This window comes from Streptomyces sp. NBC_01808 (genome assembly GCF_035917395.1).
Classification (GTDB): Bacteria; Actinomycetota; Actinomycetes; order Streptomycetales; family Streptomycetaceae; genus Streptomyces.
Genome location: NZ_CP109072.1, coordinates 800,487 through 815,107 on the forward strand (window position 1 = coordinate 800,487; position 14,621 = coordinate 815,107).

Sequence of the window (14,621 nt, forward strand, 5' to 3'; positions counted from 1 at the left end):
ATAGGCATGCGACGGTTACGTCCTCCGCATTTCCTCCGCGATCGCGGCGACGAAGGTGTCGACGTCCTCCTCCGTGGTGTCGAAGGAGCACATCCAGCGCACCACGCCGTCCGCCTCGTCCCAGAAGTAGAAGCGGAAGTCCTTCTGCAGCGCCAGCGACACGTCGTGCGGCAGCCTGGCGAAGACGCCGTTGGCCTGCACGGGGTGCAGCACCTCGACGCCGTCGATGCCGCGTACGCCGTCGGCGAGGCGGGCGGCCATCGCGTTGGCGTGGCGGGCGTTGCGCAGCCACAGGTCCTTGGCGAGCAGCGCCTCGAACTGGGCCGAGACGAAGCGCATCTTGGAGGCGAGCTGCATCGAGAGCTTGCGCAGGTGCTTCATCGCGCGTACGGCGCCGGGGTCGAGCACGACGACGGCCTCGCCGAGGAGCATGCCGTTCTTCGTGCCCCCGAAGGAGAGGATGTCGACGCCGACGACGTTCGTGAACGCGCGCATCGGCACGTCCAGGCTCGCCGCCGCGTTGGCTATCCGGGCGCCGTCCAGGTGGACGCGCATACCGCGATGGTGCGCGTGGTCGCAGATGGCGCGGATCTCGTCGGGGGTGTAGACCGTGCCGTACTCGGTGGCCTGGGTGATCGAGACGACCTGCGGCATGGCGCGGTGCTCGTCGTCCCAGCCGCGCGCCTCGCGGTCGATCAGCTCGGGGGTGAGCTTGCCGTCCGGCGTCGGTACGGTCAGCAGCTTCAGCCCGCCGACGCGCTCGGGGGCGCCGCACTCGTCGACGTGGATGTGCGCGGTGTCCCCGCAGATCACCGCGCCCCAGCGGTCGGTGACGGCCTGGAGCGCGACGACGTTGGCGCCGGTGCCGTTGAAGACCGGGTAGACGTCGGCGTCCATGCCGAAGTGGCCGCGGAAGACGTGCTGCAGGTGGGCGGTGTAGTCGTCCTCGCCGTAGCTGACCTGGTGGCCGCCGTTGGCGAGGGCGAGCGCGGCGAGGATCTCCGGGTGCGCGCCGGCGTAGTTGTCACTGGCGAAGCCGCGCGCCGCCGGGTCGTGGCGGCGCTTGGCGTCGGTACGCGGAGCCTGTCCTGCGGCTCCCGTGGTCGTCGTGGTCATGGCTGGGCGGTGAGCCACAGGCGGGTCCCGTTCAGTTCCTGCGCGGGCCGGTCCCAGACCTCCGCGATGTTGTCGGCAAGGTCGTCCACGTCGGTGAAGCCGGCGAACTTGGCGTTCGGCTTGGCTTTGCGCATCGCGTCGTTCACCAGCGCCTTGACCACCAGGATGACGGCCGCTGCGGCGGGCCCGTCAAGACCCTCGGCCTCCCCGGCCTTGCGGAAGCCGTCGGCCATGGCCAGCGTCCACGCCTCGGCGCCGGCCTTGGCGGCGGCGTACGCGGCGTTGCCCGCGGTGGGCTGGCTCGCGCCGGCGGCGCTGACGAGCACGTAGCGACCGCGGTCGCTGCGGCGCAGCGGCTCGTCGAAGGCGAGCGACGTGTGCTGCACGGTACGCAGGAGCAGGTCGTGCAGCACGGTCCAGTCGGCAAGGTCGGTAGTGGCGAAGGAGCGCGAGCCGCGCCAGCCGCCGACGAGGTGGACCAGGCCGTCGACGCGGCCGTAGTCCTTGTCGATGCGCTCGGCCCACGCCTGGGCGGCGTGCAGGTCGAGCAGGTCGACCGTGTCGCCGGTGACCTGCGCCGCGCCGCCGCCGGCGGCCCGCGCCACGCTGACGGACTCGGCCAGCCGCTCGGCGTCCGCGTCGCAGCCGATGAGGACGGCGCCGGCCTTGGCGAGCCGGCACAGCGCCGCCCGGCCCGCGGGTCCGCCCGCTCCCGCCACGGCCACGACGGCGCCGGTCAGCGGCCCGCTCTTTCCGTTCCTGCCGTTTGCCCCGGGGCTCATGACGATCTCCTCCTCCGCTGCCCTGCCGACCGCGGGGTCCGTCACGCGGCGTCCGCCAGTTCTGCGGTCTCGGCCGTGATGCCCCGCGTCGACTCGATCACCTTGCGCAGCTTCCTGGCAAGGGCCTCATAGAACATGCTGAGGGGAAACTCGTCGGGCAGCACGTCGTCCACGAGTTTCCGCGGCGGCTTGGCCAGGTCGAGGGCGTCGGGGCCCTTGGCCCAGGTGGAGCCGGGGTGCGGGGCCAGGTAGGTGGACACCAGGTCGTACGCCTTGAACCAGTGGACCAGCTTCGGGCGGTCGATGCCCTCGCGGTACAGCGTCTCGATCTCGTTGCGCAGCCGGCCCGTGACCTCGCGGGCCAGGTCCCAGTCGACGGACAGCCGGTTGTCGGTCCAGCGCAGCGCGTCGTGCTTGTGCAGGTACGCGAAGAGGAGCTGGCCGCCGAGGCCGTCGTAGTTCCGGTTGCGCTCGCCGGTGACGGGGAAGCGGAACAGCCGGTCCATGAGCACCGTGTACTGCACGTCGCGGCCCTGCGGGAAGCCGTCGGCGGCGAGCTTGCCGGCCTCGTGGAAGGCGGTGAGGTCGCAGCGCAGCTCCTCTATGCCGTACATCCAGAACGGCTGGCGCTGCTTGATCATGAAGGGGTCGAACGGCAGGTCGCCGTGGCTGTGCGTGCGGTCGTGGACCATGTCCCACAGCACGAACGTCTGCTGGGCGCGCTCCTGGTCGGTGAGCAGGCCGCGGGCCTCCTCGGGCAGTTCCAGACCCGTGGCCTCGATGGCGGCGGCGCTGACGCGGCGGAAGCGGGCGGCCTCGCGATCGCAGAAGATGGCGCCCCAGGTGAAGCGCGGGGGGACCTCGCGCATGGCGATGGTCTCGGGGAAGAGGACGGCGGAGTTCGTGTCGTACCCGGCGGTGAAGTCCTCGAAGGTGATGCCGAGGAACATGGGGTTGTCGTAGCGGGTGCGCTCCAGCTCGGCGAGCCAGCCGGGCCAGACGACGCGGATGACGACGGCCTCGACGTTGCGGTCCGGGTTGCCGTTCTGGGTGTACATGGGGAAGACCACGAGGTGCTGCAGCCCGTCGGCGCGGTGGTCCGCGGGGTGGAAGGCGAGCACCGAGTCCAGGAAGTCGGGCACGCCGAACCCGTCGGCGGCCCACCGGCGCAGGTCGGCGACGACGGCGTCGTGGTACGCGGCGTCGTGCGGCACCAGCGGGGACAGCTCCCGTACCGCGGCGGCGGCGCGCCCGACCGCGCCCTCCGCGGCGGGACGCGCCGGGGCGCCCTCGGCCTCGAAGTCGATCGAACCGTCCTTGGCCTGCCAGGGGCGGATCTCCTCGACGGCCGCCTTGAGCCGCGCCCAGGCGGGGTGCTCGACTACGCGCGGGGCGTCCGCGGCGGACAGAACGTCACCTTCCGCGGCTGCGGAAGCAAGAATTTCCGTCATGGACCACTCCTACGTTAAGAACTTCCTGTTTCCCCACCGTATCCCTGCACCATGACCTCCCTCAAGCGGGCCTCCGGGAAACCTTGCGCAGACCACGGGCACGGAACGTAAATCTTCCGGCGAACCGAGGTTTACCCCCTGCCCCTTCCCGTCCCCCACGCCCTACGGGTGCCCGAGCGGCCGCACGAGGCGGCTCTCCCACGCCCGGGTGCCCCCGCCCGCGGCTCCGCCGCGACCCGCCGTGCCGACCCGCGCACGACCGGTGTCGATCTCCCCGAATTGGCCTAGGCTTTGCGCCAGTCTGTGACGGACCGCCGACGGAGGGCGAGAGCGCAGTGTCATTTCTGACCATCGGTCACCGCGGGTTGATGGGCGTCGAGCCGGAGAACACGATCCGCTCCTTCGTTCGGGCGGATCGCGAGGGCATGGACGCCATCGAGCTCGACGTACATCTGAGCAAGGACGGCCATCTGGTCGTCATGCACGACCCCGACGTGGACCGCACGACGGACGGCAAGGGCCCCATCGCCGACTTCACGCTCGCCGAGCTGCGCGAGCTGGACGCCGGCCAGGGCGAGCGCATCCCGACCTTCGACGAGGTGGTCGAGGCGGTGAAGGGGCGGCTGCAGGTCGAGATCAAGGACGTCGCCGCGGCGAACGCCCTCGCCGGGGCCATGACCGCGCACGACCTCGTCGGCCGCGTCGAGGTGCTGTCGTTCCACGACGAGGCGCTGGCGGAGATGCGGCAACTGCTGCCCGACGTGCCGCGGGTGCTGGTCGCCAGCCACTACGGGCTCGGGGTGGTCGACCGCGCCCGGGAGGTCGGCGCGGTGATGCTGTCGCTGAACATCCGCCGGCTGACGCTGGAGCTGGCCGACCGCGCGCAGGACGCGGGGCTGAAGGTCATCGCCTGGACCGTCAACACCCCCGAGGAACTGAAGCTCGCCCGCGGCCTCCGGCTGCAAGGCGTCGTGACGGACTTCCCCGGGATGAAGCACTCGGTGCGCTTCACCGCCTGAGCCGTATCGCGCTCCCCCTGCGCCCGCTCCTTGCGCCTGTGCGCTCGCGTGCGGGCGCAGTCGCGCGGACAGCCTTCCGTCAAAGCGCCCTGCGTCCCGGGCCGGCACCGGCCGGCCCCGCAGTCGTGCCGCGGGGCCGCCGCCGTCGTCCGAGGGAGCCCTGGTGCACGGACCGCCGCTCGCCGGCCTGCTGCTGACCGCGCTGTGCGCGGGCGTCGCCGGGCTGTGTCTGCTACGGATGCGGGCCGTCGCCGCCGAGGAGCGGCGCGGTGCCGCCGGGGACGCGCTCATGGGTCTGGGCATGGCGGCGATGGCGCTGCCCGCGGGGCTGCCGGGGCCCGCGGCATGGACGGCGGGCGCGTTCGCGGTGGTCTTCGGGGCCGCGTTCGTACGGGCCGTGCTGCCGCTGCGCGCCGCGGGGCACCATCTGCACCACGCGATCGGGGCGCTGGCGATGGTGTACATGGCGGTGGCCATGGGCGCGGCGGACCACGGCGGGCACGGCGCCGCCGCCGGGCTGCCTGCCGTCACCGCGGCGCTGCTGGCGTACTACGTGCTGTATGTGCTGTACGGGGGCCTGAGGCCGGTCGCCGCGGGAGCAGGGGGTCCGCGGGGGCCGGCCGGGGCCTGGGCCGGCGGGGGGTGGGCGGTGCGGCCCGAGCTGGCCGGTGCGTGCCGGGTCTGCATGGGCGTGGGCATGGTCGCGATGCTCCTCGCCCTCTGACTCCCCGGTGTCGTCCGTCACTTCACGGGCACACACGTACCGGCCGGCGCCCCGGCTCCGTACGCTGATCACATGGTGATCCCGCTCACGCTGCTCGCCTTCGCCGTCCTCGTCGCCGCGGTCGCGCCCCGCCTGCTGACCCGCGCCGCGTGGGCGGACCGCGAGCCGGTGCTCGCGCTCTGGGTGTGGCAGTGCGTCGTGGCCGCCGTGCTGCTGTGCTGCGGGCTGGCCATGTCGCTGAGCGCCGCCGTGGCCTGGGCGCAGGTGCACAGCGGGGTCTTCGCCCCGGCGCCCGCCGCGGTGCGGGACGCGTACGGCGACGCCACCGGCGCCACCTGGGCCGCGGTGCTCGCCGTGGCGCTGGCGGCGGGCGGGCTGTGGACGGCCGTGATGTTCGTACGCGAGGTCCGTACCGCCCGGGTGCAGCGCAGCCGGCGCCGCGAGGAGCTGCGCCGCAGGGCGCCGCTGCTGCCCGGCGAGGACACCGGCGCCGAACGGCTGGTGGTGCTGGAGGGCGAGCGCCCCGACGCCTGGTGGCTGCCCGGCGGGCAGGCCGCCCAGCTCATCATCACCACGGCCGCGCTGCGCCGGCTGAAGAAGCGCCAGCTCGACGCGGTGCTCGCGCACGAGCAGGGGCACAGCCGGGCCCGGCATCACTGGCTGCAGCACTGCGCGGGCGCGCTCGCGGGCGTACCGAGCTTCCCGGTCTTCCGGGCGTTCCGCGACGAGGTGCACCGGCTGTGCGAGCTGGCCGCCGACGACGTCGCCTCGCAGCGCTTCGGGCGGATGACGTTCGCCACCGCGCTGGTCGAACTCAACGAGGAGCGCGGCGTGTTCGGTCCCGGCCCCGGTCACGGCCACCACGCCCACCTCCCGCAGCGCGTCGACCGACTGCTCGCGGCGGCCCCGCGGTTCACCCCGGCCCGCCGGCTGCGGCTGACCGTCGCCGCGCTGGCGGCGCCCGCCGTACCGCTGCTGGTGGCTTTCGGCCCCGGGCTCAGCGCGCTCGCGTAGGGTCGGCCGCGTGACAGCCGCCGCGCCTCGCCACACCTCCCCCGCCCTGCGCCTCACCGCCGCCGTCCTCACGCTGCTGAGCGTCCTGCTCACGGTGCTGGTGGCCGCCACCTGGCAGCCGCTGATGGACGCCGACCGCAGCGTCGCCCGGCGGCTGCACTCCGCCGCCCTGTCGGAACCGGGTTGGACCAGGGCGAACCGGATCATGACCGACTGGGTCTGGGACCCCGCGACCATGCGGCTGCTGATCCTGGCCGTGATCTTCTGGCTGCTGTGGCGCGGCGCGCGGCTGCTGCCGCTGTGGCTGGCCGGCGCCGTCGCAGTGGGCTGGGTGCTGCAGTACGCCCTGAAGGCGGGGGTCGGCCGGGACCGGCCGAAGTGGGCCCACCCGGTGGACTCCGCCTCGCACGCCGCGTTCCCCTCCGGCCACGCGATGACCGTCGCGCTGGTCTGCGGCCTGCTGCTGTGGGTGCTGAGCCGCGCGCCCGGCGTGCCGGCGGGCCTGCGGTACGCCGCGTGGACGGCGGCGGGCGTGTCGGTGGCGGGCGTGTGCTTCACCCGGGTGTGGCTCGGGGTGCACTGGATGAGCGACGTGATCGGCGGCGCCCTGATGGGCGCGGCCATCGCGGCGATCGCGGCGGTGGCGTACGGCACGGTGGAGCGGTCCCCGCGCAACGAGCGGTCGGAGGTACGCGGATGAGCCCCAAGGCCGTGCTCTTCGACTTCTCCGGGACGCTGTTCCGCATCGAGCCCGCGGTGCGCTGGCTGCGCTCGGCGCTCGACGCCTCGGGGGTGACCGCCGACGACGCCGCGCTCGCGCGGTACGCCGCCGCGCTGGAGCGCGCGGGGGCGCTGCCGGGCGGCAGTTTCCCCGAGCGCGTACCGGAGTCGCTGGCGGAGCTGTGGCGGACCCGGGACCGGAGCATGGAGCGGCACCGGGCCGCGTACACGGGCCTGGCCCGGCTGGTCCCGCTGCCGTGGCCCGGCGGGGTCTACGAGGCGCTGTACGAGCGGCACATGGCGCCGGCGGCGTGGGACCCGTACCCCGACGCGGCGGCCGTGCTGCGCGGGCTGCAGGAGCGCCGGGTGCGGACGGGGGTGGTGAGCAACATCGGCTGGGACCTGCGGCCGGTGTTCCGCGCGCACGGGCTCGACGCGTACGTGGACGCGTACACGCTGTCGTACGAGCACGGGGTGCAGAAGCCGGACGCGCGGCTGTTCCGGGTCGCGTGCGAGGCGGTCGGGCGGGCGCCGGAGGATGTGCTGATGGTCGGCGACGACCGCCGCGCCGACGGCGGCGCCACGGCGCTGGGGTGCGGCTACTTCCCGGTGGACCACCTGCCGGCCGCCGAACGCCCGGACGGGCTGCGGCCGGTGCTGGGGCTCGTCGGCTGAGGGCCCGCGTACGGCCGCCGCCCGCGCGGGGGTTCAGCTTCCGGCGGCCGGCATCTCGGCAGCCGGGTGGATGGCCAGCTTGAACTGCGCGTGGGTGATGCGCGCGCTCCTGCCGCCGTTGTGGCGGACGAGGAACGCCAGCGGGGTGCGCGGCCGGACGAAGATCTCGTGGTGCTTGTGGCGGTACTCGCCGCCGGGGGTGCCGGCGTGGTCCTCGGTCGCGGTGGCGTCATAGCCGCCGGCGAGGCCGAGGGGGTCGCGGGCGAACCGGTCCCGGACCTCGGTGTAGTCGCCCTTCTCCCAGTACACCATCGCGGTCAGCGACCCCCAGCCCTCCCGGCTCGGCCAGATCAGGCCGGAGCGGCGGTCCGGGTAGGAGGACCGCTTGCCGTCGGGCTGGGCCGCCTGGTGCATGCCGTGGGCGTCGAACGACTCGCGGGCGCCGTAGGGGAAGCGGACGATGTGGTACTCGCCGTCGGCGGGTATGACCTGCGGTTCGTCGACGATGAGCGAGCAGATGTAGACAGCCATGCGACTCCCGTTCGGGGTGGGGAAATGCACGGAACAGTGGACTCCGTACACCGTCCTGTCAAGGAGCGGTGCCGGGGTCCGCGAGGGTGACGGGGATGCGGGAGCGGACGTAGTCGCGGGCCAGGGTGGCGCGGCGCAGCCGCCAGAGCGGAGCGGTGCGGGCCGGATGTTCCGCGTACCGGCGGTCGCGGATGTCGTCGACCAGGGCCGCGGGGGCGCCGGTGGCGGCGAGCACGTCGAGGGCCTCGCCCTTGGTGATCAGACGGCCCTCGCGCAGGGTGACGCCGGCCCGGGCGACGGTGATCGGGCCGAGGTCGACCCAGACGTCGCGCAGCCACCGCCGCCGCGAGGCGGTGGTGGGCAGCCAGTACTCCCCGAGGTCCTTGCGGATGAACGCCGTCAACTCCGCGTCCGGCAGCGGCGGGAGCAGCCCGGAAGGGCCGGGGCCGTGCAGCACCAGCGCGCCGGTGTGCAGCTCGCGCCGGGTGACCGGGGTGACGGGGCGGCTGAACAACTCGGCGTGGGCCCAGGTGAGGTGGTCGAGGCCGGCGCCGGCGAGGCGGTCCACGGCGACGTACGAGCAGTGCAGCTTGGCGGCGAGCGGCACCTCGCGGTGGAGCCTGCGGTGCAGCGCCTTCAGCCGCCCGCGGGCCGCGGGGTCGGCGCCGACGTCATGGCGGACGACGGCGATGAGGTCGAGGTCGCTGCGGTACGGGCGGTAGTCGCCGAGGGCGAGCGAGCCGTGGGCCCACAGCGCCTCCAGCGGCACGGCGGCGCGCAGGGCGGCGAGGAAGCGGTCGAGGAGCGGCCGGGCGGCGTCGCGCGACGTCACGTCAGGCGGCCAGCAGCGCGTCGAGGCCGGCGCGGGCCAGTTCCTCCAGCTCGTCGAGCGCGGCGCGGGCGCGGGCGGCGGTGCCGGGGTCGCGCTCGGGCAGGCCGCTGGCGACGAACTCGTCCTCGTCCAGCCGGAGAAGGGTCTGCCGGTCGCCGGAGAGCCAGAGGTCGAGCTCCAGGTCGTGCACGGTGACCCGGTCCTCCTCGACGCGGGCGGGCCTGGCCACGTCGCAGTACCAGCCCTTGATGCGGCCGTCGGCGGCCTGGATCTCCTTGACCGAATACCAGCGGTCGCGCCAGAAGTGCTCGGTCCACACGTCGCCCTGCTCGAACCGCACGTACCCCGCGTCGCGCTCCTTCGGGCCGGCCCAGGGGGCCCGTACCACCGCGTGGTTGCCGTCGTCGCGGACGACGACCGCCGGGTAGCTCAGGCCCGGCCTGAGCTGCTTGACCAGCGTGACCTCGACCTCGCGGCCCGGTGTCAGCATGTCCTTCCTCCCGTACGCGTCCCCCGGGCACGGCGCCGGGGCGGGCCGGCCGACCCACGGCAATTGGTGAGGCCCCGCGACGGGGGAGCGCGGGGCCTCACACCGTCAAACGGCCGACTGAGGCTCCGGGTTCCCGGCAGGACGGAAAAATTCTGCGCCGAGGCATGGTGGGCTCAGGCGATCCCCCGCATCGCCCGAGCCCACCGCTCTTCCCGGCACCGGGGCGCTCGCCTCAGTACCGGAAGCCTTGCTGAGTATACTGGCTCTCAGCCAGTGAAGGCAGGAGTTACAGGATGTCCCCCCGCAGGCCCGCAGTCAATGAAGAACTCCGACGCCGTTCCCGGGAGCGTCTGCTGCAAGCCACGGTGGAGCTGGTCGACGAACGGGGCTTCGAGGGCACGACCTTGGGAGACATCGCCGAACGCGCGGGTTCTGCGCGCGGTCTGGTCTCGTACTACTTCCCCGGCAAACGCCAGTTGGTGCAGTCGGCGGTCCACCGGCTGATGCATCTTACGCTGGGGGCCGCCCTGGAGCGCCCGTCCCACACCGAGGACGGGCAGGAGCGGATGGCCCGCGCCATCGACGCGATCCTGGGCCTCTCGCAGGACCACCCGGTGCTCATGCGCCACCACATGGCGGGCATTCTGCAGGCGGACGGCTTCATCCAGTGCGCGGAGCAGCAGCAGCTCGCGGTCCTGCTGCGCGACACCGTGGCGTGCTGGGGCTCGCCCCACCCGGACGCCGAATACCCGATGCTGCGCGCCCAGCTCATGGGCGCGGTCTTCGCGCTGCTGCTGCCGGGGGTGCCGATGCCGCTCGACCGGCTGCGCGGCGAGCTGTTCCGGCGCTACGGGCTGGACTGGCACCTCGGCGTCCCGCCGGAGGGCGTGCAGCCCTTCGACGGGACGCCGGTGCGGGCCGCGCACCGGCGGTAGCCGCGGGAAGCGGCCACCGCCGGGTACGCGGACCGGACGGAACACGGACCGGTCCGTACGCGGACCGGAGCCGGCCGGCGACGTGCCGGTCAGCGGTGCCCGCGGATCAGCGGTAGTCCGGCTGCGTCTGCGTGTTCAGCTCGGGCAGCCGCACAGAGCCCGCGCTGTCCGTGCGCCGGTCGTTGATCTTCAGGACGTCCAGGCCCTTGGCGATGTCGTTGGAGTAGACATAGCCGTTGTAGTAGTACGCGGACCAGGAACCGCCGGTGACAAGGGAGGTGTCCGAAAGCGGGCCGCGCTCGAAGTAACCGATCTCCTTGGGGTTGCGGGAGTCGGTGAAGTCCCAGACGGAGACGCCGCCCTGGTACCAGGCCTGCACCATGATGTCGCGGCCGCCGGCCACCGGGACCAGCGAGCCGTTGTGCGCGACGCAGTTCTCGGTGTCCGCCTGGTGCCGCGGGATCTTGTAGTAGCTGCGGAAGATGAGCTCGGACTTGTCGCCGCGCTGCTTGAGGTCGTAGATCCCGTTGGCGCCCTGCTTCGGGCCGATCTCCTCGTTGCAGGTCGCGGCGCCGCCGCCGCCCAGCTCGTCGGTGAAGACGACCTTCTCGCCGTCCTTGCTGAACGTCGCCGAGTGCCAGAAGGCGAAGTTCTCGTAGTCACTCACCTGATCGATGACTTCCGGCGCTTCCGGGTCGGAGATGTCCATCAGGATGCCGTCGCCCATGCAGGCGCCCGCCGCGAGGTCGAGCTTGGGGAAGGCGGTGATGTCGTGGCAGCCGGTGGTGGCCGACTTGCCGGGGCTGCCCGGGTTGCCGCCGTCGGGGAACAGCACCGGGAAGTCGATGACCTCCGAGCGCTCAGGCGCGGACCGCGGCACCTTGACTATCGAGATGCCGTCGTGCGGCGGCTGGCAGTCGGGGAAGGTGGCGCTGGGCGAGTACGAGGAGACGTAGATGTAGACGTTCTTGCGCTCGGGCACCAGGGTGTGGGTGTGCGAGCCGCAGGCGGTCTCGACGGCGGCGACGTACTCGGGGTTGCGCTTGTCGCTGATGTCGAAGACCTTCATGCCCTCCCAGGAGTCCTTCTCCGTGGCGGGCTGGGTGGTGCTGTTGCAGGAGTCGTCGCTGCGCGACGAGTCGGTGGACAGGAACAGCAGGTCGCCGGAGACCGACACGTCGTTCTGCGAGCCGGGGCAGAGCACCTCGCTGACGACCTCGGGGCTCTTGGGGTCGGCGATGTCGTAGATGACGAAGCCGTCGTAGTTGCCCGCGAAGGCGTAACGGCCCTGGAAGGCGATGTCGGAGTTGGTGCCCTGCAGGGCGCCCTTGTCGAGGTGGGCGACGTGCTCGATGTTGTCGCTCTTGTCGATCTCGTCCACGCCCGGCACGTCACCGCGCTCGATGGCTTCCTGCGCCTGCGAACGTTCACTGCTGCTGAGCTTCTTGGGGGCGTTCGGCCCGTCGCCCGGGTCCGGCACCGCCGCCGCGGTGCCGGCGGTGAGCAGCGAGCCCACGAGCCCGATCAGGGCCGCGGCCGCGGCCAGACCTCTGCGCCGCGTACGTGATCTGTGCAACGACGTCACGTGATTCCCTCCCAGTGGTGCGCCTACGGCTGTTGAAATCAAGGCAGTATCTCGCCAAGCATGTACAGAACAACAGACGGAAACACAGTTGTAATGGAAAGTTTTGGTCCTGTCAGCACCCGCTCGTGCTAGACCTACCTGGCAACTCGCCGGAACCACCTGTACGGAGGTCACCCTTGCGGCACCGTCGCGCGCTCGCCTCAGTCGTTCCGCTCACCGCCGCCCTGCTGCTGGCCGGCTGCACCGGGGGCGACTCGTCCGAAAACGCCGGGGACGGCGGCAAGGCATCCGTCATCGCGCCCGGGAAGCCGGGCGAACAGGCAGCCACGATCCCCGCGGACGAGGTCGAGGAGGCGCGCGGCGACGACCGGCCCAACTCGGCGGACACCACGTACATGCGCGACATGATCGAGCACCACGGGCAGGCGATCGTGATGACCGGCCTCGCCGAGAAGCGCGCGGGCGCCAAGGGCGTGCGCAGCATCGCCGAGCGGATCGCCGCCGGGCAGCAGCCGGAGATCGCGGTGATGGAGGCGTGGCTGGAGGAGAATCCGGGCGGCGGCGGCGAGGAAGGCCACGACGGCGGGCACGCGGGCGGGCACGAGGCGATGCCCGGGATGGCGAGCGAGGCGGACCTCGACCGGCTGCGGGCGGCGCGCGGCGAGGAGTTCGACGCGCTGTTCCTCAAGCTGATGATCGCCCACCACGAGGGCGCGGTGAAGATGGCCGAGAAGGTGCTCGGCAAGGGCAACAACGAGTACGTCGAGCAGTTGGCGACCGGCGTGATCGCGCAGCAGCTCAGCGAGATCGGCCGGATGGAGAAGCTGGCGTAGCTCCCCGGCCCGCGGTTCCGCGCGTCCCGGGGGCGTTGTCAGTGGCCGGGTGCAGACTGACCCGTAGTCGACGACGAGGTCGCACGGAGGTGGACCCTATGCAGGACGTGGTGCTGGCGGTCGGCACGCGCAAGGGGCTGTTCCTGGGACGGCGCAGGGGCGGCGCGTGGGAGCTGGACGGGCCTCATTTCAAGGCCCAGGCGATCTATTCGGTGGGCATCGACACCCGCGGCGCGGCGCCCCGGGTGCTCGCCGGGGGCGACAGCGCCCACTGGGGCCCGTCGGTCTTCCACTCCGACGACCTCGGCGCGACGTGGGAGGAGCCCACGCAGCAGCCGGTGAAGTACCCGAAGGACACCGGCACTTCGCTGGAGCGGGTCTGGCAGTTGCAGCCCGCGGGGGCCGAGGCCCCCGGTGTGGTGTACGCGGGCACGGAGCCCGGCGGCCTGTTCCGGTCCACGGACGGCGGCGAGACGTTCGAGCTGATGCGGTCGCTGTGGGACCACCCGACGCGGGAGAAGTGGGAGCCGGGCGGCGGCGGGCTCGCGGTGCACACGGTGGTCACCGACCCGCGGGACGCGGAGTCCGTGACGGTCGCCGTGTCCGCCGGCGGGGTGTACCGCACGGTGGACGGCGGGGCGAGCTGGGCCCCGTCGAACTCCGGGGTGCAGGTCGTCTTCCAGCCGGAGAAGTTCCCGGAGTTCGGCCAGTGCGTGCACAAGGTCGCGCGGGACGCCGTCGACCCGGACCGCCTCTACCTGCAGAACCACTGGGGCGTCTACCGCAGCGACGACGCCGGGGCCACCTGGACCGACATCGGCGCAGGACTGCCCTCGGACTTCGGCTTCGCCGTCGCCGCGCACCCCTCGCGCGGCGACACCGCGTACCTCTTCCCCATCACCGCCGACGCCGACCGGGTGCCCGCGGAGAACCGCTGCCGGGTCTACCGCACGTCGGACGCCGGGGCGACCTGGGAGCCGCTGTCGGCGGGGCTGCCGGCGGAGGACCACTACGGCACGGTGCTGCGGGACGCGCTGTGCACCGACGACGCCGACCCCGCGGGGGTGTACTTCGGCAACCGCAACGGGGAGGTCTTCGCCAGCGCCGACGAAGGGGAGAGCTGGACGCAGCTCGCCGCGCACCTGCCGGACGTGCTGTGCGTACGGGCGGCGGCTGTCTGAGACGTGGCGGGTGGGGGCCCGTGGAGCCAGTAGAGTGACCGGCCATGGCTGGACGTCCTCTCCCCGACATCGTCGAAGCCGGCTGGGCCAAGGCCCTGGAACCGGTCGCCCAACAGATCGCCGCCATGGGCGACTTCCTCCGCGCGGAGGTCGCGGCGGGGCGAACATACCTGCCCGCAGGGCCGAACGTGCTACGGGCCTTCCAGCAGCCGTTCGACGACGTGCGGGTGCTCATCGTCGGCCAGGATCCGTACCCCACCCCGGGCCACGCCGTGGGCCTCAGCTTCTCCGTCGCCCCCGACGTGCGCCCGCTGCCCGGCAGCCTGGAGAACATCTTCCGCGAGCTGCACAACGACCTGGGCCACCCCCGCCCCGCCAACGGCGACCTCACTCCCTGGACCGCGCAGGGCGTGCTCCTGCTCAACAGGGCGCTCACCACCGCGCCCAGGAGCCCCGCCGCGCACCGCGGCAAGGGCTGGGAGCAGGTCACCGAGCAGGCCATCCGGGCGCTCGCCGCCCGCGGCCGGCCGCTGGTGGCGATCCTGTGGGGCCGCGACGCGCGCAACCTGCGCCCCATGCTCAGCGACTACCCCGCCATCGAGTCCGCCCACCCCTCCCCCATGTCCGCCGACCGCGGCTTCTTCGGCTCCCGCCCCTTCAGCCGGGCCAACGAGCTGCTGCAGAAGCAGGGCGCGGAGCCGGTGGACTGGACGCTGCCGACGAACGGATAGCC

16 protein-coding genes are annotated in these 14,621 nt (G+C 72.9%); 9 read left to right on the forward strand and 7 right to left on the reverse strand.

Annotation, left to right across the window (positions count from 1 at the left end; genetic code table 11):
- Window positions 1–15: 15 nt before the first annotated feature.
- From OG946_RS03150 to OG946_RS03160, 3 genes are read right to left on the reverse strand one after another with little or no spacing between them, the layout of a single operon-like run.
- The gene (locus OG946_RS03150; protein WP_326794631.1) at window positions 16–1,116 is read right to left on the reverse strand and encodes a threonine aldolase family protein; all 1,101 of its coding nucleotides are present in this window, start codon (window positions 1,114–1,116) and stop codon (window positions 16–18) included.
- Window positions 1,113–1,898 (reverse strand): SDR family NAD(P)-dependent oxidoreductase, encoded by a 786-nt coding sequence (locus OG946_RS03155; protein WP_326794632.1) that lies wholly within the window; start codon window positions 1,896–1,898, stop codon window positions 1,113–1,115. The genes OG946_RS03150 and OG946_RS03155 overlap by 4 nt, the downstream gene beginning before the upstream one ends.
- A 41-nt stretch (window positions 1,899–1,939) precedes the next feature.
- Window positions 1,940–3,349 carry a DUF6421 family protein gene (locus OG946_RS03160; RefSeq protein ID WP_326794633.1) on the reverse strand — a complete coding sequence of 470 codons (1,410 nt, stop codon included), beginning with the start codon at window positions 3,347–3,349 and terminating at the stop codon, window positions 1,940–1,942.
- A 335-nt stretch (window positions 3,350–3,684) separates the two neighbouring features.
- On the opposite strand from OG946_RS03160, the gene OG946_RS03165 reads away from it, so the two are divergent.
- From OG946_RS03165 to OG946_RS03185, 5 genes are all read left to right on the forward strand, one after another.
- On the forward strand, window positions 3,685–4,368 hold the full coding sequence (locus OG946_RS03165) for a glycerophosphodiester phosphodiesterase (protein WP_326794634.1): 684 nt from the start codon (window positions 3,685–3,687) through the stop codon (window positions 4,366–4,368).
- A gap of 163 nt (window positions 4,369–4,531) precedes the next feature.
- Entirely contained in the window at window positions 4,532–5,092 is a 561-nt protein-coding gene (locus tag OG946_RS03170) for a DUF5134 domain-containing protein (protein ID WP_326794635.1), read from the forward strand.
- Between the two features lie 72 nt (window positions 5,093–5,164).
- On the forward strand, window positions 5,165–6,106 hold the full coding sequence (locus OG946_RS03175; protein ID WP_326794636.1) for a M56 family metallopeptidase: 942 nt from the start codon (window positions 5,165–5,167) through the stop codon (window positions 6,104–6,106).
- Between the two features lie 10 nt (window positions 6,107–6,116).
- Entirely contained in the window at window positions 6,117–6,806 is a 690-nt protein-coding gene (locus tag OG946_RS03180) for a phosphatase PAP2 family protein (RefSeq protein ID WP_326794637.1), read from the forward strand.
- A complete protein-coding gene (locus tag OG946_RS03185; protein ID WP_326794638.1) occupies window positions 6,803–7,501 on the forward strand; it encodes an HAD family hydrolase in 699 nt (232 codons plus the stop codon). The genes OG946_RS03180 and OG946_RS03185 overlap by 4 nt, the downstream gene beginning before the upstream one ends.
- Before the next feature lie 33 nt (window positions 7,502–7,534).
- Here the strand turns inward: OG946_RS03185 and OG946_RS03190 are convergent, their stop codons facing one another.
- From OG946_RS03190 to OG946_RS03200, 3 genes are read right to left on the reverse strand one after another with little or no spacing between them, the layout of a single operon-like run.
- The gene (locus OG946_RS03190) at window positions 7,535–8,032 is read right to left on the reverse strand and encodes a hypothetical protein (protein WP_326794639.1); all 498 of its coding nucleotides are present in this window, start codon (window positions 8,030–8,032) and stop codon (window positions 7,535–7,537) included.
- A gap of 58 nt (window positions 8,033–8,090) precedes the next feature.
- On the reverse strand, window positions 8,091–8,864 hold the full coding sequence (locus tag OG946_RS03195; RefSeq protein ID WP_326794640.1) for a nucleotidyltransferase domain-containing protein: 774 nt from the start codon (window positions 8,862–8,864) through the stop codon (window positions 8,091–8,093).
- A 1-nt stretch (window position 8,865) separates the two neighbouring features.
- Window positions 8,866–9,354, reverse strand: a complete 489-nt coding sequence (locus tag OG946_RS03200; protein WP_326794641.1) for a DUF402 domain-containing protein — start codon at window positions 9,352–9,354, stop codon at window positions 8,866–8,868.
- A 293-nt stretch (window positions 9,355–9,647) separates the two neighbouring features.
- Here OG946_RS03200 and OG946_RS03205 point away from each other — a divergent pair, with 293 nt between their 5' ends.
- Window positions 9,648–10,289, forward strand: coding sequence for a TetR/AcrR family transcriptional regulator (locus tag OG946_RS03205; RefSeq protein ID WP_326794642.1), 642 nt, complete (start codon window positions 9,648–9,650; stop codon window positions 10,287–10,289).
- A 106-nt stretch (window positions 10,290–10,395) separates the two neighbouring features.
- Here the strand turns inward: OG946_RS03205 and OG946_RS03210 are convergent, their stop codons facing one another.
- The gene (locus tag OG946_RS03210; protein WP_326794643.1) at window positions 10,396–11,874 is read right to left on the reverse strand and encodes an LVIVD repeat-containing protein; all 1,479 of its coding nucleotides are present in this window, start codon (window positions 11,872–11,874) and stop codon (window positions 10,396–10,398) included.
- A 176-nt stretch (window positions 11,875–12,050) separates the two neighbouring features.
- On the opposite strand from OG946_RS03210, the gene OG946_RS03215 reads away from it, so the two are divergent.
- From OG946_RS03215 to OG946_RS03225, 3 genes are all read left to right on the forward strand, one after another.
- Entirely contained in the window at window positions 12,051–12,707 is a 657-nt protein-coding gene (locus tag OG946_RS03215) for a DUF305 domain-containing protein (protein WP_326794644.1), read from the forward strand.
- 98 nt (window positions 12,708–12,805) lie between these two features.
- On the forward strand, window positions 12,806–13,888 hold the full coding sequence (locus OG946_RS03220; protein ID WP_326794645.1) for a WD40/YVTN/BNR-like repeat-containing protein: 1,083 nt from the start codon (window positions 12,806–12,808) through the stop codon (window positions 13,886–13,888).
- 44 nt (window positions 13,889–13,932) lie between these two features.
- On the forward strand, window positions 13,933–14,619 hold the full coding sequence (locus tag OG946_RS03225; protein WP_326794646.1) for a uracil-DNA glycosylase: 687 nt from the start codon (window positions 13,933–13,935) through the stop codon (window positions 14,617–14,619).
- The last annotated feature ends 2 nt before the right edge of the window (window positions 14,620–14,621 follow it).